The organism is Nonomuraea endophytica (assembly GCF_014203235.1).
GTDB classification, from domain to species: domain Bacteria; phylum Actinomycetota; class Actinomycetes; order Streptosporangiales; family Streptosporangiaceae; genus Nonomuraea; species Nonomuraea endophytica.
Genome location: NZ_JACHIN010000007.1, coordinates 460,216 through 482,768, shown reverse-complemented (window position 1 = coordinate 482,768; position 22,553 = coordinate 460,216). Strand labels below are relative to the sequence as shown.

The following is a 22,553-nucleotide window of genomic DNA, read 5'->3' as shown; positions in this document are numbered from 1 at the left end:
GTGAATGGTCGTATGATTTGCGCATGACGCGACGACTGGCAGAGGTGGCCAAGAAGGTCGGAGTGAGCGAGGCGACGGTCAGTCGCGTGCTCAACGGCAAGCCCGGGGTGTCGGAGGCCACGCGGGAGGCGGTGCTGACCGCCCTCGACGTGCTCGGCTACGAACGGCCGAGCCAGTTGCGCGGCGACCGGGCCAGGCTCGTCGGCCTGGTCCTGCCCGAGCTGCAGAACCCGATCTTCCCCGCCTTCGCCGAGGTGGTCGGCGGGGCGCTGGCGCAGCAGGGGTTCACGCCGGTGTTGTGCACCAGGACGGTCGGCGGGGTGACCGAGGCCGAGTACGTTGACTTGCTGCTGCAACAGCAGGTCAGCGGCGTGGTCTTCGCCGGTGGCCTCTATGCGCAGGCCGACGCCGCGCACGGGCACTACGAGCTGATCCTGGAGCGCAAGCTGCCCACGGTGCTGGTCAACGCCGCCGTCGAGCACCTCGGGTTCCCGCAGGTCTCCTGTGACGACACGGTGGCCGCCGAGATGTCGCTGGCCCACCTGCGCGCGCTGGGCCACGAGCGGATCGGCATGGTGCTCGGCCCCGCCGACCACATGCCCTCGCGGCGCAAGCTGGCCGTGTTCCTGTCGAGCGGAGGCGATCCCGAGCTGGTCGAGCAGACGATGTTCTCGCTGGAGGGCGGGCATGCGGCCGCGGCCAGGCTGGTCAGGCGGGACGTAACCGGCATCGTCTGCGCCAGCGACCTGCTGGCGCTGGGCGCGGTGCGCGCGGCCAGGCGGGCCGGGCTGTCGGTGCCCGAGCACGTCTCGGTCATCGGCTACGACGACTCCGCGCTCATGAACTGCACCGATCCGCCCTTGACCACGGTCCGCCAGCCGATCGACGCTATGGGCAGGGCGGCGGTCGACCTGCTGGTCGCGCAGATCGGCAAGGCCGCCGTGCCGGCCGACGAATTGCTGTTCGAGCCCGAGCTCGTGGTGAGGTCATCGACTGCTCGCGCCTAATCGTTATCTTGCGTATATCTGTCGAGTTATTGCAGCCTTCTGTCCGCGAACCTATCGTGTGGGCCACACCACAGGGATCGCACCAGAAGGGTCAGATCCATGCAGAGCAATCGCAGAGCCCTGGCACTGCTCCTCATCGCGGGGCTTGCGGGACCAACGGCATGTGGCACGTCCTCCACGCCGGCAGCGAAGACCACCGAGGCCGGCAAGGTGACGATCAAGGTGTCGTGCCAGCCGGCCAAGAGTGACCCGCGCAACCGTAAGGTCTGGGACGACGACGTCGCCGCCTTCCAGAAGCTGCACCCGAACGTGACGGTCGAGAGCACGGACCAGCAGCCGTGCTTCGACCCCAAGACGTTCGGCCCCAAGCTGGCCGGCGGCCAGATGGAGACCGTCTTCCGGGTGCCGGTGACCAACACCCAGGACGTGATCTCCAAGGGTCAGGCGCTGGACATCTCCGGCCTCACCGGTGAGGTCAAGAACTTCGCCGACTTCTCCCCCGCCGTTATGGCCCCCTACAGCGCGGGCGGGAAGGTCTACGGCATCCCGACCAGCACCTACAGCGTCGGCCTCGTTTACAACCGCAAGCTGTTCACCCAGGCGGGACTCGACCCGAACATGCCGCCCAAGACCTGGGCCGAGGTTCGCGAAGCGGCCAAGAAGATCGCCGGGATCGGCGCCGGGTTCGTCGGTTACGGCGAGTACAGCGGCGGCAACACCGGCGGCTGGCACTTCAACCAGGCCATCTACGGCCGCGGCGGCGAAATGGTGACGCCCGACGGCAAGCAGGCGGCCTTCAACAGCCCCGAAGGCAAGGCCGTCCTGCAGTTCCTCAAGGACCTGCGCTGGAGCGACAACAGCACGGGCACCAAGCTGCTGGTCGGCTGGGAGTCGCTGATGCAGGCCATGGGCAGCGGCAAGACCGGCATGATGCTCGGCGCACCCGACGTCGTGCCCGACCTGGTCAACAAGTTCGGCGGGCAGATCGCCGACTACGGCATCGCCCCCTTCCCCGAGGCCAAGGCCTCGCTGAGCGGCGGCGAAGGCTTCATGATCAACCCGAAGGCCACGCCGGAAGAGGCGAAGGCCGGCCTGCAGTGGGTCGACTTCTACTGGACCACGCCTGGTCAGGGCGCCTTCAACTACGAGCGGGCCAAGACGATCGGCAACCCGGTCGGGCTGCCCAACAACTCGCTGTTCGGCGACTCGCCGTCCGGCAAGAAGATCGCCGAACTGCAGAAGCAGCACGCCACGCTGCCGGTGGAGAACTTCTCGCCGTTCGTCGAGGGTTCCGCGGCGGTGCCGCCGAAGCTGGAGCCGCCGAAGGCGCAGGAGCTCTACGCCATCCTGGACGTGGCCATGTCCGCGGTGCTCAGCCGTAAGGACGCCGACGTGGACAAGCTGCTCACCGACGCGGAGAGCAAGGCCAACGCCGTACTGGCCAAGAGCTGATGCTGATCGCGGATGCCGGGACGCGGCGGCGGGCACATGTGCCGTCGCGGCTCGGCCGTTCCATCCGGCGGAACCTGACCGCCTACGGGTTCCTGTGCGCCGCGCTGGCGTGCTTCGCGGTGTTCGCGTGGTACCCGATGGTGCGCACGTTCATCCTGAGCTTCCAGCAGACCAACCTCATCGACCCGCCGACCTGGGTCGGGCTGGACAACTTCCGCACCGTGGTCGACGACCCCGCCTTCGGCGAGGCGTGGCTCAACACGCTGGAGTTCACCGTCCTGGCGCTGCTGTGCGGATACGTGGTGCCGTTCGGGATCGCGATCGTGCTCAACGAACTGCGGCACGCGCGGGCGTACCTGCGCTTCGTGGTCTATCTGCCGGTGATGTTGCCGCCGATCGTGTCGGTGCTGATGTTCCGGTGGTTCTTCGACCCGGGGCCCGGCCTGTTCAACCAGATCCTGGGTGTGGTGGGCATTCCTCCGCTGGCCTGGCTCGACTCCACCAGCACCGCGCTGATCTCGCTGGTGATCGTCTCGACCTGGATGAACCTGGGCAGCGGCACGCTCATCTACCTGGCCGCGCTGCAGAACATCCCCGGCGAGCTGTACGAGGCGGCCGAGCTCGACGGCGCCGGGGTCTGGCGGCGCATCCGCCACGTCACGATCCCGCAGACCAAGCTGATCCTGCTGCTCATGCTGATGCTGCAGATCGTCGCCACCATGCAGGTGTTCATCGAGCCGTTCATGCTCACGCTCGGCGGACCGGAGAACGCCACGCTCACCGTCGCCTACCTCATGTACCAGTACGCCTTCGTCTACGGCGGCAACTACGGCGCGGGCGGCGCGCTGGGCCTCATGCTCATGATCGTGCTGCTGGCCTTCGCCGCCGTGCAGCTGCGGCTGAACCGCCAGGACCGCCCATGACGACCCGGACGATCATCTCTCCGCTGCAGCTCGGCTCCCGCTGGGGCAAGCGCGTCTACTGGATCGTGCTGGTGACCGTCCTGGTCACCTTCACCCTCGCCTTCGTCTTCCCGCTCTACTGGATGATCACCGGGGCGATGAAGACGGGCGAGGAGATCGCCCAGATGCCGCCCACGTTCTTCCCGGCCAACCCGAGCCTGGACGCCTTCCTGGAGGCGTGGGAGCTGTTCGACATCGGCACGCTCCTGCGCAACACCGGCGTCTACGCGCTCGGCGCCTGGGCCTTCACCATGGTCATCGACGTCACCGCCGCGTTCGCGCTGTCGAAGCTGCGGCCGATGTTCGGCGGCTTGATCCTCGGCGCGATGCTGGCCACGCTGATGATCCCGCCGATGGTGGTGCTCATCCCGCTGTACGTCACCGTCGTCGACCTGGGCCTGCTCAACACGCCGTGGGCCATCTGGTTCCCGGCGGCGGTCAACGGGTTCAACATCTTCCTGCTCAAGCGGTTCTTCGACTCGATCCCGCGCGAGCTGCTGGAGGCGGCCGAGATCGACGGGGCCGGCGCGGCACGCGTGCTCTGGTCGGTGGTGCTGCCCGTCTCGCGGCCCATCCTCGGCGTCGTCTCCATCTTCACCGTGGTCAACGTCTTCAGGGACTTCGTCTACCCGTTCCTCGTCCTGTCCGACAGCGACAAGATGACGGTCTCCGTGGGCCTGTCCCAGACGGCCGGCCAGGTGACCCAGAACGCGATCATGGGCGGCCTGGTGATCGCCAGTATCCCGACCGTCATCGTGTTCTTCCTTTTCCAGCGACACATCATGGCGGGCCTCACCGCCGGAAGCATCAAGGGGTAACCACATGTCGCAAGCGTGGTGGCGGGGGGCCGCGATCTACCAGGTCTACCTGCGTAGTTTCGCCGACGGCAACGGGGACGGCGTGGGCGACCTCGCCGGGTTGCGGGGGCGGCTGCCGTACCTCAAGGACCTCGGTGTGGACGCGATCTGGCTCAACCCCTGGTACCCGTCGCCCATGGCCGACGGCGGCTACGACGTGGCCGACTACCGAGGGATCGAGCCGGTCTTCGGCACGCTGGAGGAGGCGGAGAAGTTCATCGTCGACGCCCACGAGCTGGGCATCAAGGTCATCATCGACGTGGTGCCCAACCACAGCTCCACCGAGAGCGCCTGGTTCAAGGAGGCGCTGACCTCGCCGGAGACGCGCGAGCGGTTCTGGTTCCGCGACGAGCCGAACGACTGGCAGTCGATCTTCGGCGGCCCGGCGTGGACGCAGGTGGCCGACGGGCAGTGGTATCTGCACCTGTTCGCTCCGGAACAGCCGGACTTCAACTGGGACTCGCCCGAGGTGCACGCCGACTTCGAGAGGGTGCTGCGCTTCTGGTTCGAGCGCGGGGTGGACGGCTTCCGCATCGACTCGGCCGCCCTGCTGTTCAAGGACGCCGAGCGCTGGGAGGACCTCGACCCCGTTCACGACGTCTACCGGCGCTGGCGGGAGATCGCCGACGAGTACGGCGACCGCATCCTCATCGGCGAGGTGTGGCTGCCCGACCAGGAGCGCTTCGCCCGCTACCTGCGTCCGGACGAGCTGCACACCGCCTTCAACTTCGACTTCCTGTCCTGCCCGTGGGAGCCGGAGGAGCTGCGCCGCGTCATCGAGCTGACCCTCGCCACGCACACCCCCATCGGCGCGCCGCCGACGTGGGTGCTGTCCAACCACGACGTCACCCGCCCCGTCACCAGGTACGGCAGAGCCGACACCACCTTCGCCCACGGCGGCGCCCTGCACGGCACACCCTCGGACCCGGAGCTGGGGATGCGCCGGGCACGGGCGGCGGCGCTGCTGGCCATGGCCCTGCCCGGCTGCGTCTACGTCTACCAGGGCGAGGAACTGGGCCTTCCGGAGGTCGAGGACCTTCCCGACGCCGCCCGCCAGGACCCCATGTACGCCCGCTCCGGCGGCGCCAACCGGGGCCGCGACGGCTGCCGGGTACCGCTGCCGTGGTCGGGCGAGTCGGCCCCGTTCGGCTTCGGCGGCCACCCGACGTGGCTGCCCCAGCCGGCGGACTGGGCGCCCCTGACGGCCGGGGCCCAGACCGGCGACCCGGGCTCGATGCTGTCCCTCTACCGGACGGCCCTGCGCCTGCGTCACGAACTGCTCGGCGACGGCACCCTGACCTGGCTGTCCATGGGCCCGCAGGTGCTGGCGTTCACTCGCGACTCCGGCCTGACCTGCGTGACCAACCTCGGCCCCGACCCCATCCCCCTCCCACCGGGCGAGATCCTGCTGGCCAGCGGCCCGCTGACCGGCGACCGCATCCCCCAGGACACCACCGCCTGGCTGATCTAGCATCGGGACGCGTGACCAGACTCACCCCTTCGCGCCCCGACCGGCTAGACCCGGACGCCCGCGCGGTCTACGACAAGATCACCTCTGGACCGCGCGGAGCCTCCGTGACCGGCGCGGACGGCGCCCTCATCGGCCCGTTCAACGCCATGCTGCTCAGCCCGCCGGTCGGCGACGCGCTGCAGGAGCTCGGCGCGGCCATCCGCTACGGCTCCCGCCTCACCGGACGCTGCCGCGAACTGGCCACGCTGGTCGTCGCCAACCACTGCGACAGCGCCTTCGAACGCCAGGCGCACGAGCGGCTGGCCCGCGACCTCGGCTTCACCGAGGAGCAGCTGGCGTCGCTGCGTGCCGGCGCGCAGCCGTCGCTCGACGACGAGGAGGAGGCGACCGTCCACCGGATCGCCCGCGCCCTGGTCACCAGGGGCGACCTGGACGAGGAGGAATACTCGCTGCTGGCGCCGCCGGTGCTGTTCGAGCTGACCACGCTGGTCGGCTACTACCGCACGCTCGCGCTGCAGATGCGCGTCTTCCGCGTCCAGCCCTAGGCCGAGTCGCGGATGATCAGCTCGGTCGGCAGGATGACCGGATCCGCCGGGCCGTTCTCGAACAGCGCCAGCAGCAGCCGGACCATCGCCGCCGCCTGCTCGAAGACCGGATGCTTCACCGTGGTCAGCGGCGGCTCGGTGTACTTGGCCGCCTCGATGTCGTCGAACCCCACCACCGCCACGTCGCCGGGCACCCGCCGGCCCGCCTGCCGCAGCGACTGCAGCGCGCCGACCGCCATCAGGTCGTTGGCCACGAACACCGCGTCCAGCGCCGGATCGTCGTGCAGCAGCTGCCGCATCGCGGTCGCGCCCGACTCGCGGGTGAAGTCGCCCACCGCCACGATCGAGCGGCGGTCGGAGTCGCGCAGCACGTTGCGGTAGCCGGTCAGGCGGTCCTGCCCGGCGATCATGTCCAGCGGGCCGGCGATGGTCGCGATGCGCCGCCTGCCCGACTCCAGCAGGTAGCGCACCGCCGACTCGGCGCCGCCCACGTTGTCGTTGTCGACGAACGGGATGTCCACCGGTACGGCCGGCCTGCCGTACGAGACGACCGGCACGCGCAGCCGCGAGACGGCGGCCGGCAGGGGGTCGGCGCCGTGCATGGAGATGAGCATGACCCCGTCGACGTGCCCGCCCGCGATGTAGCGCTCCACGCGGGCGTGGCTCTTGGCCGAGGAGGCCAGCATCAGCACGACCTGCTTGTCGGCCGACTCCAGCTCGACGCTGGCCGTCCTGATCACCGTGGAGAACAACGGATCCTCGGAGAAGACCCGTGTCGGCGGCTCCGAGACGACCAGCGCGATCGAGTCGGTGCGCTGGGTCACGAGGCTGCGGGCGGCGCTGTTGGGCACATACCCGAGCTCGTCGATCGCCCGCAGCACGGCATCGCGGATCCCCGGCGCCACGGTCGTCTGGCCGTTGACGACCCGCGAGGCGGTCGCGCGCGAAACCCCGGCCCGCGCCGCGACCGCCTCCAACGTCGGACGTTTCATCACGCTAGGAATCTACAGTCCGTTCCTGGCTATGACGTCGCGGTACCACAGGGCGCTGTCCTTGGGGGTACGCGCCTGGGTGTCGTAGTCGACGTGCACGATGCCGAAGCGGCGGCGGTAGCCCTCGGCCCACTCGAAGTTGTCCAGCAGCGACCACACCAGGTATCCACGCAGGTCGGCGCCCTGTTGCACGGCGTCGTGGGCGGCTCGGAGGTGGCCGTCGAGGTAGGCGAGGCGGTCGGCGTCGTGGACCCGGCCCGCTTCCACGACGTCCTCGTAGGCGGCGCCGTTCTCCGTGACCATGAGGCCGACCTGGGGGTAGTCGCGCGAGAGCCGTACCAGAAGCCTGGACAGGCCGGTCGGGACGACGGGCCAGCCCATCGCGGTCCTGGGGGCGTCCACGGAGGTGAAGGCGACGTCGTCCGAGCCCGGCCAGGCCGGGTCGGCCGGGGTGCCGGGGGCGGATTCCACCAGACAGGGGTTGTAGTAGTTCACGCCGATGAGGTCCACCGGGGCGTTGATGAGGGTGAGATCGCCGTCGAGGATGTGGGCGGTGCCGCCGTTGCGCTCGGCGGCCGCGAGCACCTCCGTGGGGTAGGCGCCGCGCAGCGCCGGGTCGAGGAACTGGCGGTTGAGGAGCGCGTCGATCCTGCGTACGGCTGCCGCGTCCGCCTCGGACGGCTCCGCCTGCGGGTCGTTCACCTGGGCCGTGGTGAGGACGGGGGCGGCGTTGACCACCAGCATGAGGCTGCGGGCCCCGGCGGCGCGCAGTTGCCTGGCGGCCAGGCCGTGGCCGAGCAGCAGGTGGTGGGCGGCGCGCATGGCGGCGGCGGGGTCGGTGCGGCCGGGGGCGTGCACGCCGTTGCCGTAGCCGAGGAACGCCGAGACCCAGGGCTCGTTGAGCGTGGCCCAGTGCTCGACACGATCACCCAGCCTCGCGTGTACGGCTGCCGCGTACTCGGCGAAGCGGTAGGCGGTGTCCCGGGTGGCCCAGCCGCCCTGGTCTTCGAGGGGTTGGGGGAGATCCCAGTGATAAAGCGTCACGTAAGGCGAAATTTCGGCCTTAAGTAGCTCATCCAGGAGTCTGTCGTAAAAGTCGAGCCCTGCCGGGTTGATCGCGCCCGAGCCGGTGGGCTGGACGCGGGGCCAGGCGATGGAGAAGCGGTAGGCGGCCAGGTTGAGCTCGCGCATCAGCTTCACGTCGTCGGCGTAGCGATGGTAGTGGTCGCACGCGACGTCGCCGGTGTCACCGCCGACGACCTTGCCGGCCGTTCTCGAGAAGGTGTCCCAGATCGACTGGCCGCGCCCGTCCTCCTTGGCCGCCCCCTCGATCTGGTAAGAGGCCGTGGCGGCACCCCAGACGAAGTTTTCCGGGAAAATCATCCCTTAACAGCTCCTTGCATGATTCCACCGATGATCTGCTTGCCGAACACGGCGAAGACCAGGACGAGCGGCAGCGTGCCGATCGCCGTCCCCGCCAGGCCGAGCACGTAGTCGTTGACGTAACCGCTGGCCAGCGTCGAGAGCGCGACCTGCACCGTGGGGTTGTCGGGGGTCAGCACCACCAGCGGCCAGAAGTAGTCGTTCCAGGCCGACATGAACGTCAGCATCCCCAGCACCGCCATCGCGGGCCTGGCCACGGGCAGCACCACGTGCCAGAACAGCCCCCACGTGGTGGCGCCGTCGACCCGCCCCGCCTCCAGCAGTTCGTTGGGCAGCGCGCGCTCCAGGAACTGCGTCATGAAGAACACCCCGAACGCGTTGACCAGGGCGGGCACGATCAGCGCGTACATCGTGCCGGTCCACTCGACCTTCACCATGAGCATGTAGAGCGGGATGATGCCGAGCTGGGCCGGGACCATCATGGTGCCGACCGTGATCAGCAGCATCGCGTTCCTGCCGCGGAAGCGCAGCTTGGCGAAGGCGAAGCCGGCCAGCGTCGACAGGAACATCACCGCCACCGAGATCGCCCCCGCCACCAGCACCGAGTTGATCAGCGCCAGCGCGAACGGCACGGTGTCGAAGACACGCGCGACGTTGGCGAAGAAGTTGCCGCCGGGCAGCAGCGGCGGCGGCACCTCGGCCAGCGCCGAGTTGTGCCGCGAGGCCACGACCACGCTGTAGTAGAGCGGGAAGGCGGAGAAGAAGGCGACGGCGATCAGCGTCAGGTATCTGAGCCGCATCACAGACCGCCCTTCATCCGGCGCGTGAGCAGGTAGTTGACCCCGGCCGCCAGGACCACGAAGAGGAACATGATCCAGGAGGCCGCCGAGGCGTACCCGAAGTCGAACTTGGTGAAGCCGTGCTCGTACACGAACAGTGAGAGCGTCTGGAACTGCCGGTCGGGACCGCCCGTCACGCTGGAACCCCCGAACAGCAGCGGCTCGGCCAGGATCTGCATCGCGCCGATGGTCGAGACGATCACCACGAAGACGATCGTCGGCCGGATCATCGGCACCGTGATCCTGCGCAACTGCGTGAAGTTCGACGCGCCGTCGATGGTGGCCGCCTCATACAGCTCCCTGGGTACGGCCTGCATCGCCGCGAGGAAGATCAGCGCGTTGTACCCCGTCCACCGCCACATGATCATGACCGAGATGGCGACGTGCGAGGTGCCGGTGCCCGCGGCCCAGTCGATGGTGCCCACCCCGAACCAGCCGAGCACCCAGTTGATCAGCCCGAAGTCCCGGCCGAACAGCTGGCTGAAGATCACCACGACCGCGACCACGCTGGTCACGTTCGGCAGCAGCAGGCTGATGCGGAAGAACGTCTGCATCCGCAGCGGCCGGTTGAGCAGATGCGCCAGCCAGATGGCCAGCAGCAGCTGCGGCACCGTCGAGATGACCCCGATGGACAGCGTGTTGAAGGTGGCGTTCCAGAAGTAGGCGTCACCGAGCAGCGTGCCGAAGTTCCCGAGCCCGACGAACGTATGCACGTCGGACAGCAGCGTCCACTCGTGCAGGGACACCCATGCGGTGTAGATGAGCGGGAACAGCCCGAAGGCGCAGAACAGCAGGAAGAAGGGGGCGACGTACGCATACGGCGACACCTTCATGTCAACGACGTGCCGTCTGCGCCTCCTGGAGAGCGCCCTCAGCGAGATGGCGCTCATTTGATCTTCGCGACGTCCTGGAGGACCTGCGCCCACGCCTCGTCCGGCGACTGCTTGCCCTGCTCGACCCGGCCGAGGCCGTTGCCGATCGCGGTGCGCACGTCGGCCTCCTTCGGGCCGAGGTGCTGGGGCTTGAGCGCCTTGGCGGCGTCGGAGTAGATCTTGCCGATCGGGGCGTCGCCGAAGAACGGCTTGGTGAACGTCTGGATCGACGGATCGTCGTAGAGCGCCGGGATCGAGGGGAAGGTGCCCTCCTCCTTGAAGACCCGCGCCTGGTTCTCCTTGGAGGTGAGGAAGTCGATCAGCTCGGCCGCCTCCTTGGCGTGCTTGCCCTGCTTGGGCAGCATCAGGTGGGAGCCGCCGCTGTTGCCGGAGCCGCCGGGCACGGCCGCGATGTCCCACTTGCCGGAGGCGTTCGTGGCCTGCTCCTGGATGTAGCCGGTCATCCAGGCCGGGCAGATGATCGTGGCGAACGAACCCTTGGCGAAGCCGGTGTTCCACGGCGGCGAGAAGGCGGCCAGCTTGGCCGACAGGTTGTTCTGGGAGATCTGGTTGGACAGGTCCCAGGCCTTCTTCACGTCGGGGTTGGAGTCCACGATGATCTTGTCAGAGGTGTCGTACAACCCGACGGGCGCCTGGTTGACCATCGCGCGGAAGATCTCACCGGGCGAGTCCACGAACTTGGCCCCCGCCACGTTCGCGGCCGCGAACCTCTTGCCGGTCTCGATGTAGGACTCCCAGGTGGGCCAGAGCCCCGCGACCTCGGCGCGGTCGGTGGCCAGCCCCGCCTTCTTGAACAGGTCCTTGCGGTAGCACATGGCCAGCCCGCCGACGTCGGTGCCGAGCCCGAGCACCTGCTGCCCGTCCTTGCTGATGCCCTGCTGCCACTTCCAGTCGAGGTAGTCGGCCTGCCGCTTGTCCAGCCCGAACTGCTTGAGGTCGTGGAACTTGCCGGTCAGCGCGGTGAACGTGCTGATGTAGCCCACCTCGACCGCCTCGATGTCGGCCGCCCCCGCGTTGGTCGCCAGTCGCTTGACCAGGTTGTTGTGGTGGTCGTTGAACTGCGTGACCTGCTCGACGATCTCGACGTTCGGGTGCGTCTTCTTGTACTCCTCATAGAGCGGCTTGAAGCCGAAGTCGCCGAAGAGGCCGACGGTGAGCTTGACCTTCTCGGCGGGCTTCGCTGAGGAGGCCGTGCCCGCGGTCTCGCCGCCGCCGCCTCCGCAGGCGGTGACGGCGAGTGCGAGCATCAGGGGTACGGCGAGCAGTCGCAGACGAGGGGTCATGGAAACCCTCCAAAGGCTTTCCTGGGAACGATGAGAGAGCGCTCTCTCAGAGTTATCTCGTCCTTCACCGCAGCTCGTCAACGGAGGTTAGATAACGATCCGAGCGACATAAGAGAACGCTCTCTCGCCGTCATCGGGGTGTTTGCCCAGGTCGCGCCGGTCGTTTTACGTGTTGGGAGCGCTTTCACGCCACCCGTTCGCTCCGCCGTACCAGCCGGCGGGCGGGCAGGTCGTACGCCAGACCGACCACCGCGCACACCACCGCCACGGCGGCGGGCGCCAGCCAGAGCGGGCCGGCCGGCCACGGGCGGCCCAGAAAGCCGATGCTCAGGAACATCAGCGGTACCGCGCTCATCAGCAGACCGGCCACCGACGCGGTGAGCGCGATCAGCAGCGCCTCCCAGCGGATCATCGAGCGGATCTGGCCGGGCGTCGCGCCGAGCCGCCGGATCGCGGTCAGCTCCGTGCCACGGGCGGCGGTGGTCGCGACCAGCCGGTTGGCGACCGAGACCAGCACGTACCCCAGCAGGACGGCCAGCACCGCGATGTTGATCCACAGCTGCGCTGAGGTCTCGCCCGCCTGCGGCGAGGTCGCGGCGGAGGCGACGCTGAGGGCGGGCCAGCGCTTGTCCAGCTTGTTCAGCGCTGACGGGTCGGCCGTGCGCACGAACACGGTCGAGTCGAGGTCCGTGGTGGTGTGCCCGGCGACCAGGTCGCGGGCGAGAACGACCGGGCCGAGGCCGAGGGCCCGGCTGTAGGTGGCCACGACGCGCGCCCTGACCTTGGCGCCGTCGCCCAGCACGAGGTCGCGGTGCTCGCCGACCGCGCCGGAGCGCTCGTCGATCGCGATCGACGGGCCCTTGAGATCGGCCAGGCTGCCCTTGGTGACGCCCAGGTCGACCAGGCCGCGCGCCTCGGGGCCGAGGACCATCGCGGAGCGCGCCATCGCCGACTCGGCGCCGTCGCCCAGGGCGAGGCCGCGTCCGATGACGGTCGTGGTCGAGGCGGTGACGGCCGAGGTCACGCCGGGCAGCGCCCGTACCTCGCCGAGCAGGTCGCGCGGAATGCCGCCATAGGCGGGCGCGGTGATGACGGCGTCGGCCCTGAGCGTACGGGCGGTCTCGTCGGCCGTCGCCCGCATGACCGTGGTGTGGGTCAGCGCGTTGCTGGTGCCCAGCGTGATGACCATGCCGAGGGCGGCGACCGCGCCGGCCGTCCTGAGGGCGTAGCCGTGGGTGTTGGACACCGCCAGCCAGAGGGGCGGGGAGACGCGGGCGGGCAGCATCCTCACCAGCAGGCCGGTGGCCTTCTGCACCAGTTTGGGGCCCGCCAGTGCCAGGCCGATCACCGACAGCAGGCCGCCCAGGCTGGGGCCGAGGATCGCCACCTCGCCGCGCAGGAACAACGGCATCGTCGACAGGCCCATGGCGGCCAGGATGATCAGCAGGCCGCTGTTGAAGCGTACGGCGCTTGGCTGACGCGGCTCGCTTTGAGCGTCTCTTACCGCTGCCACGGCGGGCATTTTGGATGCCGAGATCGATGCCGCCCAGGCTGACAGCCGTACCACGCCCAGCAGGACCAGCGCCGCGGCGGCGGCCGGGATCGGGCTGTAGGTCAGCGGGAGCTCTTGGGGGAGCAGGCCCAGGTGGATCAGCAGGTCGCCGAAGTGGGCGGCCAGGTAGTAGCCGGCTGCGGCGCCCGGTAGCAGGGCCGCCACGGCCGCTGTCATGCCCTGGACCCCCACGAGCTTGCGGACCTGGCGCGGGGTCGCGCCGGCCGCGCGCAGCAGGGCCAGGTCGCGGCGCTGGCGGGTGATCGACAACGAGATGCCGCCGCCCACGACGAAGCCGACGATGAGCATGCTGATGCCGCTGATCGAACTGGGCAGGGCTATCAGCATGCCTCGGGCGGCGGCCGTACCGGGGGACTCGGCGTCGCCCTTGGCCGGACCCGTGCGGACCTCGTAGCGTTCGCCTACCTCGCGTTGTACCGCCTCGGCCAGGGTCGCGGGGTCGGTGCCCGGTGCGGCGCGCAGCGCGATCAGGTCCACGGTGTCCGCGCGGGGGCCGCCCGTCCGCCCGGCCAGCTCGGCGGCGGTGCTGTCGGCGAAGTACAGGTCGGGCGCGTTGACAACCCCGGTGACCTGGTATTCGCCCCGCCTTCCGCCTGCGACGATCTCGACGCTCGTGCCCTGCCGTACGGCCAGCCCCTTCGGCACCACGACCTCGTCAGCCGCCCGCGGCGCCCGGCCACTGACCAGCTTCCCCCCGGCCAGAGCCGCAGAGGCCCAGCCGTGCCCAGCGCCCGCCGCGTCGCCTTTTTGGTCGCCCAGCGGTGTGGCGGGGAAGGTCACGTCGCCCGTGGCCGAGGCGACGCCGTCGAGGCGGGCCAGCTCACCGGCCAGCTCGGACGGCACCACGGCACGCTCGGGCAGGGCGACGGGCAGATCGCCCTCCTGCGCGAGACTCTGCGGCGCCGAGACCAGCACGTCGGCGTGGACGAGCCGCTGGCCGGAGATGTTCGAGCGCAGCCCGGACTCGATGATCACGCCGGTCCCGGTGATCAGCGCCATGCCGCCGAACACCGCGAAGAAGGCCACGACCAGCCCGCCGAGCCCCGACATCGCGAGCGCCGTCCTGATCACCGCACACCCCCCACAGCGTGCACGGCGAGCCCGCCCCGGGCCAGCTGGGTGAGCCGCGCGGCCAGGTCCTCCGCCGACGGCTCGGCCAGCACGTCGACCACCTTCCCGTCCGCCATCACCAGCGCGTCGTGCGCCCTGGCGGCGGCGGCCGGATCGTGGGTGACCATGACGACGGTCTGCCCCAGGTCGTCCACCAAGCCGCGCAGCAGATCCAGCACCTGGGCGGCGCTACGCAGGTCGAGCGCGCCCGTCGGCTCGTCGGCGAACACCACATCAGGCCGCCCGGCCAGCGCCCGAACGATCGCCGCCCGCTGCTGCTGCCCACCCGACAACTCCGCCGGCCGGTGCCGCAACCGGTCCTGCAGCCCCACCCGCTCCACCAGCTCACCGATCCAGGCCCGGTCGGGCCGCTTGCCCGCCAGCCGCAGCGACAACGTCAGGTTCTCCTCGACGGTGATCGCGGGCAGCAGGTTGTAGGACTGGAAGACGAAGCCGACGTGCTCGCGGCGCAGGATGGTGCGCTTGGTCTCGTTCAGCGAGCCGACGTCGACGCCGCCGATCGTGACCGAGCCCGAGGTGGGCTGATCGAGGGCGGCGGCGCACTGGATCAGCGTGCTCTTCCCGGAGCCCGAAGGCCCCATCACGGCCACGAACCGCCCCTGCGGAAAGCCGAGCGACACGTTGTCGAGCGCGACCAGCTCGCCGTACTTCTTCGTGACCGCTTCGAGGGTGACGACGTGGCTCATGCCTTGCGCCCCGAGACGTGGCTGACGATGAGGCCGGTGATGCATCCGACGGCGACCACCCCGGCGACGATGCCGATCGCCGTGGTGCCGGTGAGGATGTTGTTGGCGATCACGTTCACCACCACGCTCACCGTCAGGACGAGCCAGAGGACGGCACGGGTGGCGGTTCTGCCCGCCGGGCTCCTCTTGCCGGGGGCGCTCTTCGGGCTGATGCGGTAGGGATCGTTCATGTGAAGAACCCTAGAAATTGCCCTGAGCTGCGGGAATCCCACAAGCTACCCACGTCTCGGTAGTGCTGGCGGTAAGGAACTGTGTCCGGTTTCCGAGTAGCCTGGTCGCATGCCGTACGGGACGCCGGTCAACCTCAGCCACCTCCCGACCACGCCCCCACCGCACTCACGCGCCGATGCTCCAGCCTCAGCACTCCGAGGTGCGGTACGCGCCATCCCACCCCCACCACCCGCGACAAGCCCGGAACCCGCACCGCCGGACCCGCGAGCCAGAGCGGGCAAGGCCGGAGCCCGCGAGGCCGGAAGCGGGCGAGGTCGTGACCCGGAAGGCCGGAAGCGGGCGAGGTCGTGGCCCGGAAGGCCGGAACCCGCGAGGCCGGAATGGGTGAGGCCGGGACCTGCCGCCGAGCCGAGGCGCACGACGGAATGATGACCCTGACCAGCCCCGACGGGGGCCAAGCATGATCGAGGTGAAACAGCCGTGCGAGTCGTGATCGCCGAGGACGACGCCCTGCTGCGTGAGGGCCTGGTCCTGCTGCTGACCGGCGAAGGCATCGAGGTGGCAGCCGCCGCGGGGGAGCCGGAAGGCTTCCTGGCCGCAGTCGAGGAACACCGCCCCGACGTGGCCGTCGTGGACGTACGCATGCCACCCACCCACACCGACGAGGGCATCAAGGCGGCGGTGGCGGCCAAGCGCCTGCATCCGGAACTGGGCGTCCTGGTGTTGTCCGCGTACGTGGAGCAGGCGTTCGCCACCGACCTGCTGGCCGTAGGCACCCGCGGCATCGGGTACCTGCTCAAGGAGCGGGTCGGCAAGGTCGAGGAGTTCCTGGACGCGCTGACCAGGGTCGCCGACGGCGGCACCGCGATCGACCCCGACGTGGTCGCCCAGCTCTTCGCCCGCCGCCGCGACCCCCTCGACCAGCTCACCGCCCGCGAACGCGAAGTCCTCTCCCACATGGCCCAAGGCCTGGGCAACATGGCGATCGCCGAGAAGCTGGTGATCTCGGAAGGCGCGGTACACAAGCACATCCGCAACATCTTCGCCAAACTCGACCTGGCCCAGACCGACCGAGTAGACCGGCGGGTAGCAGCAGTACTCGCCTACCTAGACAACACACCCCCCGACCGCCCCACCTAACCCTCACCCACCCCCCAACGCCCGCCCGCCCAACGCCCCACCGGCCCCCACACCTCACGCCCGCCCGGGTAACGGCCCCCCACACCCTCACGCCCGCTCTCCCAACGGCCCACCCGAATCCCCCAACGCCCGCTCTCCAACGGTCCACCGGCACCTACACCGCAACGCCCGCATTCCCGACGGCCCACCCGCCTACCTGCGCGCCGCAGCCACGCGCATGCGAGCTCGCTGGCCTGCCCCCAGGCTCCACACCCCGGAACACCCGAACGCTCACGCCCGAAACACCCGAACGCTCACGCCCGGAGGCTCACACCTGCGGGCTGCTGCCTCCGCATGTCCACCGCACCCATCGCGCGCAGCCGAAGTCCGGCCCACGCGACGCCCTGACACGGGCGCGAGACTCCGCCGAGCCCCGAGCCCCGAGCCCCGAGCCCCGAGCCCCGAGCCCCGAGCCCCGAGCCCCGAGCCCCGAGCCCCGAGGTCAAGGGCGGGTGGTGTTAGGGGTGGTGGGTTGGAGGCTGGGGTTGGGGGTTGGTTCGTGGTCCAGGGGGTGGGCGAGTTCGTCGGCGGGCATGCGGGCCAGCAGGATGGCGATGATGGCGATCGGGAGCGGCAGGATGCCCGCGAGGATGAACGTCGGGGTCAGGCCGATGGCCACGCTCACCGGGCCGGCCAGGGCCATGGAGACGGGCATGAAGACCAGGGAGACGAAGAAGTCGAGGCTGGAGACCCGGCCCAGGAGCTCGGGGGGTACGCGGCGCTGCAGCAACGTACCCCAGATGACCATCGGCGCGCTGAACAGGGCGCCCAGGATGAAGGCGGCCAGCACGATCAGCCAGATGTTGGAGGCGACGCCGATGAGGATGAAGGGGAGGCAGGCGAGGCCCCACATGAGGTTCATGGTGGTCAGGTAGCGCTTGGGGAGTTTGCGGCTGGCCATCACCAATGAGGCTAGGGCGCCGCTGATGCCGAAGGCGGCCATGACGATGGCGTGTTCCTTGGGGCCGCCGCCCGCGCCGTCCTTCACCGCGAACGGGATGAGCACCTCCATGGGGCCCATCGTCACCAAGATCATCAGGGACGCGAACAACAGCGTGGCCAGGAGCCATGGGGTCTTCAGCATGTAGATGAAGCCGTCGCGCAGGTCTTTGGCCATGGATTTGACCGGGTGGCTGGTGTCTCCCTCGCTCTGGTCTCTGCGTAGGGGTACAGAGCGCATGAAGACCAGGAAGATCGTGGCCACGACTTGTGTGCCGGCGCCTACCGCCAGGGCGGTGGCCGGGGACTGGGCGGCCACGAGGAAGCTCGCGATCGCCGGACCCGCGGCCTGCATGACGACCGGGCGCAGGACGCCCTCCACGCCGTTGGCGGCCAGGAGGTGGTCGGCGGGGACGATGGAGGGGAGCATCGCCGAGTAGGCCGGGTAGTAGAAGCCGCTGCCAATGCCGCGTACGAAGGCGACTACGGCCAAGTGCCAGATCTCGATCACGCCGGTCAGGGCCAGGGCGGCGATCACCATGGCGGCGACGGCGAGGATGATCTCGGTGGTCAGGAGTACGCGGCGCTGCGGCACCCGGTCGGCGATCACACCGCCGAGCAGCACCGTGGCCACCATGCCGACCGCGGCGCCCGTGGAGACGATGGAGAGCTCGCCCGCCTTGCCGTCGAGGGCGATCACCTGCCAGACCATGGCCATCAGCCACAGGCCCTCACCCAGCATCGATGCGGTGAGAGAGCCAGTCAGCAGCCGGTACTGGCCGTGCTGGAACGGGCGAAGCGGTCCGCGCAACCAACGCGCACCCTGTCCGGCTACGGGCTCGGTCATGGTGGAAGTCTCCTCGGGGGATGTGATGGGCACCACTATTGACCTCGGGACCGACAAAAACTCATCGGCCCTGGCTCCCGGCAGCGCGGTTCGGGGGGAGGGAGGGCAGCCAGGGGGGAGGTCCCAAGGGCAGAGGGAAGAGGCCGGGGACGCCGCCCAGAACAGAACAGAGCAGGGCGGCGGGGGAGGGGAGGGCGGTCAGGGAGGAGGGTCCCGAGGGCCAAGCGGCCAGAAACGCCGAGCGGCCAGGAGGGGCAAGGGGGCAGAAGGGCGAGAGGACAGGGAAAGGGGGCCGAAGGGCGGGGGCAGGGCGCGCGAGGGAGGGGAGCGGTCAGGGAGGAGGGTCCCGAGGGGGAGGGCGACCGAGGAGGGGCCCCGAGGGCAAGGCGGCCAGGAGGGCTGGGCGGCCAAGAGAGCGAGGGGCTCAGGAGGGCCACGGGGCCAAGAGGGAGAGTGAGGGGCTCAGGAGCGCCACGGGGTCAAGAGGGAGAGTGAGGGGCTCAGGAGCGCCACGGGGTCAAGAGGGAGGGCGGGGGCTCAGGAGGCAGTGAGCGGGACCAAGAGGGCGGGAGGCGGGAGGGCGGGGCCAAGAGGGAGGAAGGCGGGAGGGCGGGGGCTCGGAAGGGCGGGAGGGCGGGAGGGCGGGGGTTGCGGGGGAGTGGTTGGGAGGAGGGGTGCTGGGGTGTGGTTAGGGGGTTAGGGCTCGGCCTACGATTCGGGCGTACATGCGGCCGGGGCTGGGGTCGGGGGCGAGGAAGCCGGGGAGCATCGGCAGGCCCTGGGCCAGGGGGTCTAGGCGGTGGTAAAGGGTGGCGGCGTCGGTGGGGCGGGATTCGGGTTTCTTTTCCAGGAGGGCGGCGAGGATCGCGGCCAGTTCAGGGGGGAGGCCGGGGATTGCGGGGGGTGCCTCTTTTACCTGCTTTTCGAAGACCACGTAGTCGGTGGGGCCGGTGAAGAGCTGGTGGCCGGTCAGCATCTCGTGCAGGACGCAGCCCAGCGAGTAGAGGTCGCTGCGCGGGTCGGCGAGGCCGTGCTGGATCTGCTCGGGCGCCATGTACGCGGGCGTGCCGAGGATCTGGCCGATGCGGGTGAACTGGCCGAGGTCGGTTTCGCGGAGCATGGCGAGCCCGAAGTCGAGTACTTTGACGCTGCCGTCCGGGCAGAGCATGAGGTTGGTGGGCTTGAGGTCGCGGTGGCAGATCGTCAGCGCGTGTGCGGCGGACAGAACGGCGGCGGCCTGGGCGGCGATGGCGCAGGCCCACGGCACCGGCAGCGGCCCGTGCTCGCTGACGACGTCGGCGACGGTGACGCCTTCGATGAACTGCATGACCTGGAACAGCCGTTGTTCGTGCGCGCCGAAGTCGTACAGGACAGGGGCGCCGGGGTGTTCCAGGCGGGCGAGGATGCGGGCCTCGCGGATGAAGCGCCGCTCCAGTTCTTCGTCGTCGGCGCTGAAGCCGCGCATGTGCAGGAGCTTCACGGCGACCCTGCGGTCGAGGTGGCGGTCGTGCCCGGAGTAGACCGCGCCCATGCCGCCCTGCCCGAGCGGGAGGTCGTCGAGCTCATAGCGGTCGCCGATGACCATTCGCCCCTCCCCGCAGCCTTTCGGGAAAAAACTACACCGTCAGGACTACGGGTGCAGATGCCCGTCGATCAAGCCGTCGAGGCCGAGACGGATCAAGGACTGGCCCAGCGCGCTGGCCTCGCGCAACGCGTCTTCGAGATCGGCCAGCTGGCGGAAGGCGGTGCCGTACTCGCGCTGCTCCTCCATGGACACCCGGGGCAGGCGCGTGCGGCGGGCGTCGAAGCGGCTGGAACCGGTCGTGGCGCGGCCGCCCGCGCCGCGCAGGAAGCCGGCGAGGAAGTGGGCGTCGAGGCGGCGCGGGTCGACGCGGTAGAGCGTGAGGTGCGGGCCGAGCACGCCGCCGGGCTCGCCGATGACGCGGACGCTGGAGTAGGAGGCGACGACGTCGCCGGGCAGGACCGGGACCAGGCCCGCGGAGGGCGTGGTGCGGCCGGACGGCGGCGTGCCCTGGGCCACGTCGTCGGCGGTCAGCACGGGCAGCTCGCCGCCGTCGGCGGTCATCCGCGGCGGCGCCTGCAGCACCGCGACCAGCCCTTCCTTGATGAGGTCGCCGACCGTGGTGACTGGCCGTTCCAGCGGCTGGTCGAGAACCTTCAGATCCGGCGGTACGGCGGAGGCCGCCAGGAACCTGTCGCGAGCCTCGGTGAAGGCCCTGCCCAGATCCTCCTGGCGGCGATGCCGGGCCGGGGTCATGTCCACTTCGTCGGCCAGCAGGTCGATGATGCGTACCGTCTGCTCGGAACGGTCCTCCAGATGAGCGCGCCAGGCGGGCTCGACGGCGGACAGGTCGTCGGTGGCGTCCACGATCAGCACATCGGACGGCGGGCGCTCGCCCGGCGCGGGACGCCGCAGCAGCCACAGGTCGGAGCCCGGCAGCGCGATCACCGCGCGCAGGGCGCCGGCGCGCAGGAGGTTGGCCCGGATGCGGCGGCCCGGCTTGCGGCTGGCGGCGGCGGGGGGCATCAGGATCGCGACCGTGCCGCCGGGGCGGACGTGGGTGAGGCAGTGCTGGACCCAGGCAAGTTCGGATTCGCCGCGCGGCGGCAGGCCGTGCTCCCAGCGGGGGTCGCCGGTGAGCTCCTCGTAGCCCCAGGCGCGCTCGTTGAAGGGCGGGTCGCAGACGACGGCGTCGGCCTTGGCGCCGGCGAAGCCGTCGCGGCGCATGGAGTCGCCGTGGACGATCTCGGCCTCGTGGCCGCCGAGCCGCAGCCGGGCGGAGGCGATGCGGGCGGAGGAGACGCTGAGGTCCTGGCCGAGGTAGCGCAGCCCGGGGACGGCGCCGGCGGTGGCCAGGAGCAGGGTGCCGACGCCGCAGGCCGGGTCGAGAACGGTCCCGCCTTCGGGTACGGCCAGCCGTACCATCAGCGCGGCCACCTCGTCGCGGGTGACGGACAGCTGGCGGGAGTGGGCTTCGAGGTAGCGCTCGCAGAGGAAGTCGTAGGCCGCGGCGGCGCCCTCCTCGCGGGCCAGCTCGGTGATCATCACGGCGAGCTCGGCGTCCAGCGCGCTCTCGCCGCCGGTCAGCAGCGCGCCGGCCTCGGCGACGAGCTCGCCGAGCCGCAAATCTCCGGCGGCTTTCAGGCGTTGCCACACCCGGTCGGCCAGTGATACCTGGTAGGACTTCCCATAGCGCAGCAGCCAGGTCTCGACCTGGCGCAGGAGGAACAGCGGCTGGTTGGCGGTTCCGCCGACCGGCTGGGGGAAGTCGTCGTGGCGGCGGCGCCAGTTGCTGACCGCGGCACGCCCGACACCGGCGAGCCGGGCGATGTCCCCGGCGTTGACGGTGGGGTCGTGGCTCATGACAGCCACAGTAGTTCACAAGAGTCTTCAGCGCATCTGCTTGTGAAGTCTTTCAACCAATGATTTACTGCAGGGTATGAAGCACAACATCCGCTATGCCGCGGGATCAGACGTGGGCCGCCGCAGAGAGCAGAACGAGGACGCGGGCTTCGCGAGCGCCCGCCTGCTCGTCGTGGCGGACGGCATGGGCGGGCACGCGGCGGGAGAGCTGGCGAGCTCGGCCGCGATCGCCGTCATGCGCGAGCTGGATGCGTCGCTTCCCGAGACGGGCGCCGATTTGGAGGCCGCGCTGGAGGGCGCCGTGCACGAGGCGGCGCGCCGGCTGGTCGAGCTGGCCGACATCGACCCCGCGCGCCGGGGGATGGGCACCACGGTCACCGCCACGCTGTGGGACGGCTACCGCTTCGCGCTGGCTCATCTGGGTGACTCCCGTGGGTACCTGCTTCGCGACGGTGCTCTCTACCAGATCACCAAGGATCACACACTTGTGCAGTCCATGGTGGACGAAGGACGGATTACCGAGGACCAGGCGGCGGTGCATCCGCGCCGGTCGATGGTGCTGCGCGTGCTGGGCAGCGAGGGCAGGGCGGAGCCGGACATGTCGCTGCGCGAGGCCGATGCCGGAGATCGTTACCTCCTCTGCTCCGACGGGCTGACCGGGGTCCTGGGGCCCGAGATCCTGCACGAGATCCTGACCACTGTGGCCGACCCGGCCCTCGCCGTCCAGAGGTTGATCGATCTGGCCAACCAGGGCGGCTCGCCGGACAACGTGACCGTCATCGTGGCGGACGTCGTGTCGCCGGGGGAGGGCGACGCGAAGGTCTTCCGCGTCGGGGCTGGTTCCTAGGCCGCGTAGTAGCTAGTCACCCACGTCACAAAAGCCATATTTTGCCACCCC

19 protein-coding genes are annotated in these 22,553 nt (G+C 69.9%); 8 read left to right on the top strand and 11 right to left on the bottom strand.

Features of this window, described 5'->3' with window-relative positions:
* The first annotated feature begins 23 nt into the window (after nucleotides 1-23).
* From HNR40_RS27330 to HNR40_RS27305, 6 genes are all read left to right on the top strand, one after another.
* Nucleotides 24-1,007: a LacI family DNA-binding transcriptional regulator gene (locus tag HNR40_RS27330; protein ID WP_184966127.1), complete on the top strand. Its 984-nt coding sequence runs from the start codon at nucleotides 24-26 to the stop codon at nucleotides 1,005-1,007.
* Nucleotides 1,008-1,106: 99 nt separating this feature from the next.
* A complete protein-coding gene (locus HNR40_RS27325) occupies nucleotides 1,107-2,459 on the top strand; it encodes an extracellular solute-binding protein (RefSeq protein ID WP_184966125.1) in 1,353 nt (450 codons plus the stop codon).
* Nucleotides 2,459-3,382 (top strand): carbohydrate ABC transporter permease, encoded by a 924-nt coding sequence (locus tag HNR40_RS27320; RefSeq protein WP_184966123.1) that lies wholly within the window; start codon nucleotides 2,459-2,461, stop codon nucleotides 3,380-3,382. Before HNR40_RS27325 ends, HNR40_RS27320 begins: the two co-directional genes overlap by 1 nt.
* A complete protein-coding gene (locus HNR40_RS27315; protein WP_184966121.1) occupies nucleotides 3,379-4,239 on the top strand; it encodes a carbohydrate ABC transporter permease in 861 nt (286 codons plus the stop codon). Before HNR40_RS27320 ends, HNR40_RS27315 begins: the two co-directional genes overlap by 4 nt.
* Before the next feature lie 4 nt (nucleotides 4,240-4,243).
* Entirely contained in the window at nucleotides 4,244-5,749 is a 1,506-nt protein-coding gene (locus HNR40_RS27310; RefSeq protein WP_184966119.1) for a glycoside hydrolase family 13 protein, read from the top strand.
* Between the two features lie 11 nt (nucleotides 5,750-5,760).
* The gene (locus tag HNR40_RS27305; RefSeq protein WP_184966117.1) at nucleotides 5,761-6,294 is read left to right on the top strand and encodes a carboxymuconolactone decarboxylase family protein; all 534 of its coding nucleotides are present in this window, start codon (nucleotides 5,761-5,763) and stop codon (nucleotides 6,292-6,294) included.
* Here the strand turns inward: HNR40_RS27305 and HNR40_RS27300 are convergent.
* The 8 genes from HNR40_RS27300 to HNR40_RS27265 form a co-directional block, all read right to left on the bottom strand.
* Nucleotides 6,291-7,286, bottom strand: a complete 996-nt coding sequence (locus HNR40_RS27300) for a LacI family DNA-binding transcriptional regulator (RefSeq protein WP_184966390.1) — start codon at nucleotides 7,284-7,286, stop codon at nucleotides 6,291-6,293. The genes HNR40_RS27305 and HNR40_RS27300 overlap by 4 nt on opposite strands.
* Before the next feature lie 12 nt (nucleotides 7,287-7,298).
* Complete coding sequence (locus HNR40_RS27295) at nucleotides 7,299-8,669, bottom strand: GH1 family beta-glucosidase (RefSeq protein WP_184966116.1); 1,371 nt, start codon at nucleotides 8,667-8,669, stop codon at nucleotides 7,299-7,301.
* Nucleotides 8,666-9,469 carry a carbohydrate ABC transporter permease gene (locus tag HNR40_RS27290; RefSeq protein WP_184966114.1) on the bottom strand — a complete coding sequence of 268 codons (804 nt, stop codon included), beginning with the start codon at nucleotides 9,467-9,469 and terminating at the stop codon, nucleotides 8,666-8,668. The genes HNR40_RS27295 and HNR40_RS27290 overlap by 4 nt, the downstream gene beginning before the upstream one ends.
* Nucleotides 9,469-10,398, bottom strand: coding sequence for a carbohydrate ABC transporter permease (locus HNR40_RS27285; protein ID WP_184966112.1), 930 nt, complete (start codon nucleotides 10,396-10,398; stop codon nucleotides 9,469-9,471). Before HNR40_RS27285 ends, HNR40_RS27290 begins: the two co-directional genes overlap by 1 nt.
* Nucleotides 10,395-11,684, bottom strand: coding sequence for an ABC transporter substrate-binding protein (locus HNR40_RS27280; protein WP_184966109.1), 1,290 nt, complete (start codon nucleotides 11,682-11,684; stop codon nucleotides 10,395-10,397). The genes HNR40_RS27285 and HNR40_RS27280 overlap by 4 nt, the downstream gene beginning before the upstream one ends.
* Before the next feature lie 184 nt (nucleotides 11,685-11,868).
* Nucleotides 11,869-14,328, bottom strand: a complete 2,460-nt coding sequence (locus tag HNR40_RS27275) for an FtsX-like permease family protein (protein ID WP_184966107.1) — start codon at nucleotides 14,326-14,328, stop codon at nucleotides 11,869-11,871.
* Entirely contained in the window at nucleotides 14,325-15,074 is a 750-nt protein-coding gene (locus HNR40_RS27270; RefSeq protein ID WP_184966105.1) for an ABC transporter ATP-binding protein, read from the bottom strand. Before HNR40_RS27270 ends, HNR40_RS27275 begins: the two co-directional genes overlap by 4 nt.
* Entirely contained in the window at nucleotides 15,071-15,304 is a 234-nt protein-coding gene (locus HNR40_RS27265; RefSeq protein ID WP_184966103.1) for a hypothetical protein, read from the bottom strand. Before HNR40_RS27265 ends, HNR40_RS27270 begins: the two co-directional genes overlap by 4 nt.
* Before the next feature lie 481 nt (nucleotides 15,305-15,785).
* Between HNR40_RS27265 and HNR40_RS27260 the strand changes: the two genes are divergently transcribed.
* Complete coding sequence (locus HNR40_RS27260; RefSeq protein WP_184966101.1) at nucleotides 15,786-16,445, top strand: LuxR C-terminal-related transcriptional regulator; 660 nt, start codon at nucleotides 15,786-15,788, stop codon at nucleotides 16,443-16,445.
* A 481-nt stretch (nucleotides 16,446-16,926) separates the two neighbouring features.
* Here the strand turns inward: HNR40_RS27260 and HNR40_RS27255 are convergent, their stop codons facing one another.
* From HNR40_RS27255 to HNR40_RS27245, 3 genes are all read right to left on the bottom strand, one after another.
* Nucleotides 16,927-18,234 carry an MFS transporter gene (locus HNR40_RS27255; protein WP_221340844.1) on the bottom strand — a complete coding sequence of 436 codons (1,308 nt, stop codon included), beginning with the start codon at nucleotides 18,232-18,234 and terminating at the stop codon, nucleotides 16,927-16,929.
* Between the two features lie 724 nt (nucleotides 18,235-18,958).
* Nucleotides 18,959-19,855 carry a serine/threonine-protein kinase gene (locus HNR40_RS27250; protein ID WP_184966097.1) on the bottom strand — a complete coding sequence of 299 codons (897 nt, stop codon included), beginning with the start codon at nucleotides 19,853-19,855 and terminating at the stop codon, nucleotides 18,959-18,961.
* Nucleotides 19,856-19,900: 45 nt separating this feature from the next.
* Nucleotides 19,901-21,655, bottom strand: coding sequence for an HsdM family class I SAM-dependent methyltransferase (locus HNR40_RS27245; RefSeq protein ID WP_184966095.1), 1,755 nt, complete (start codon nucleotides 21,653-21,655; stop codon nucleotides 19,901-19,903).
* Nucleotides 21,656-21,731: 76 nt separating this feature from the next.
* On the opposite strand from HNR40_RS27245, the gene HNR40_RS27240 reads away from it, so the two are divergent.
* Nucleotides 21,732-22,502 (top strand): PP2C family protein-serine/threonine phosphatase, encoded by a 771-nt coding sequence (locus HNR40_RS27240; RefSeq protein ID WP_184966093.1) that lies wholly within the window; start codon nucleotides 21,732-21,734, stop codon nucleotides 22,500-22,502.
* The last annotated feature ends 51 nt before the right edge of the window (nucleotides 22,503-22,553 follow it).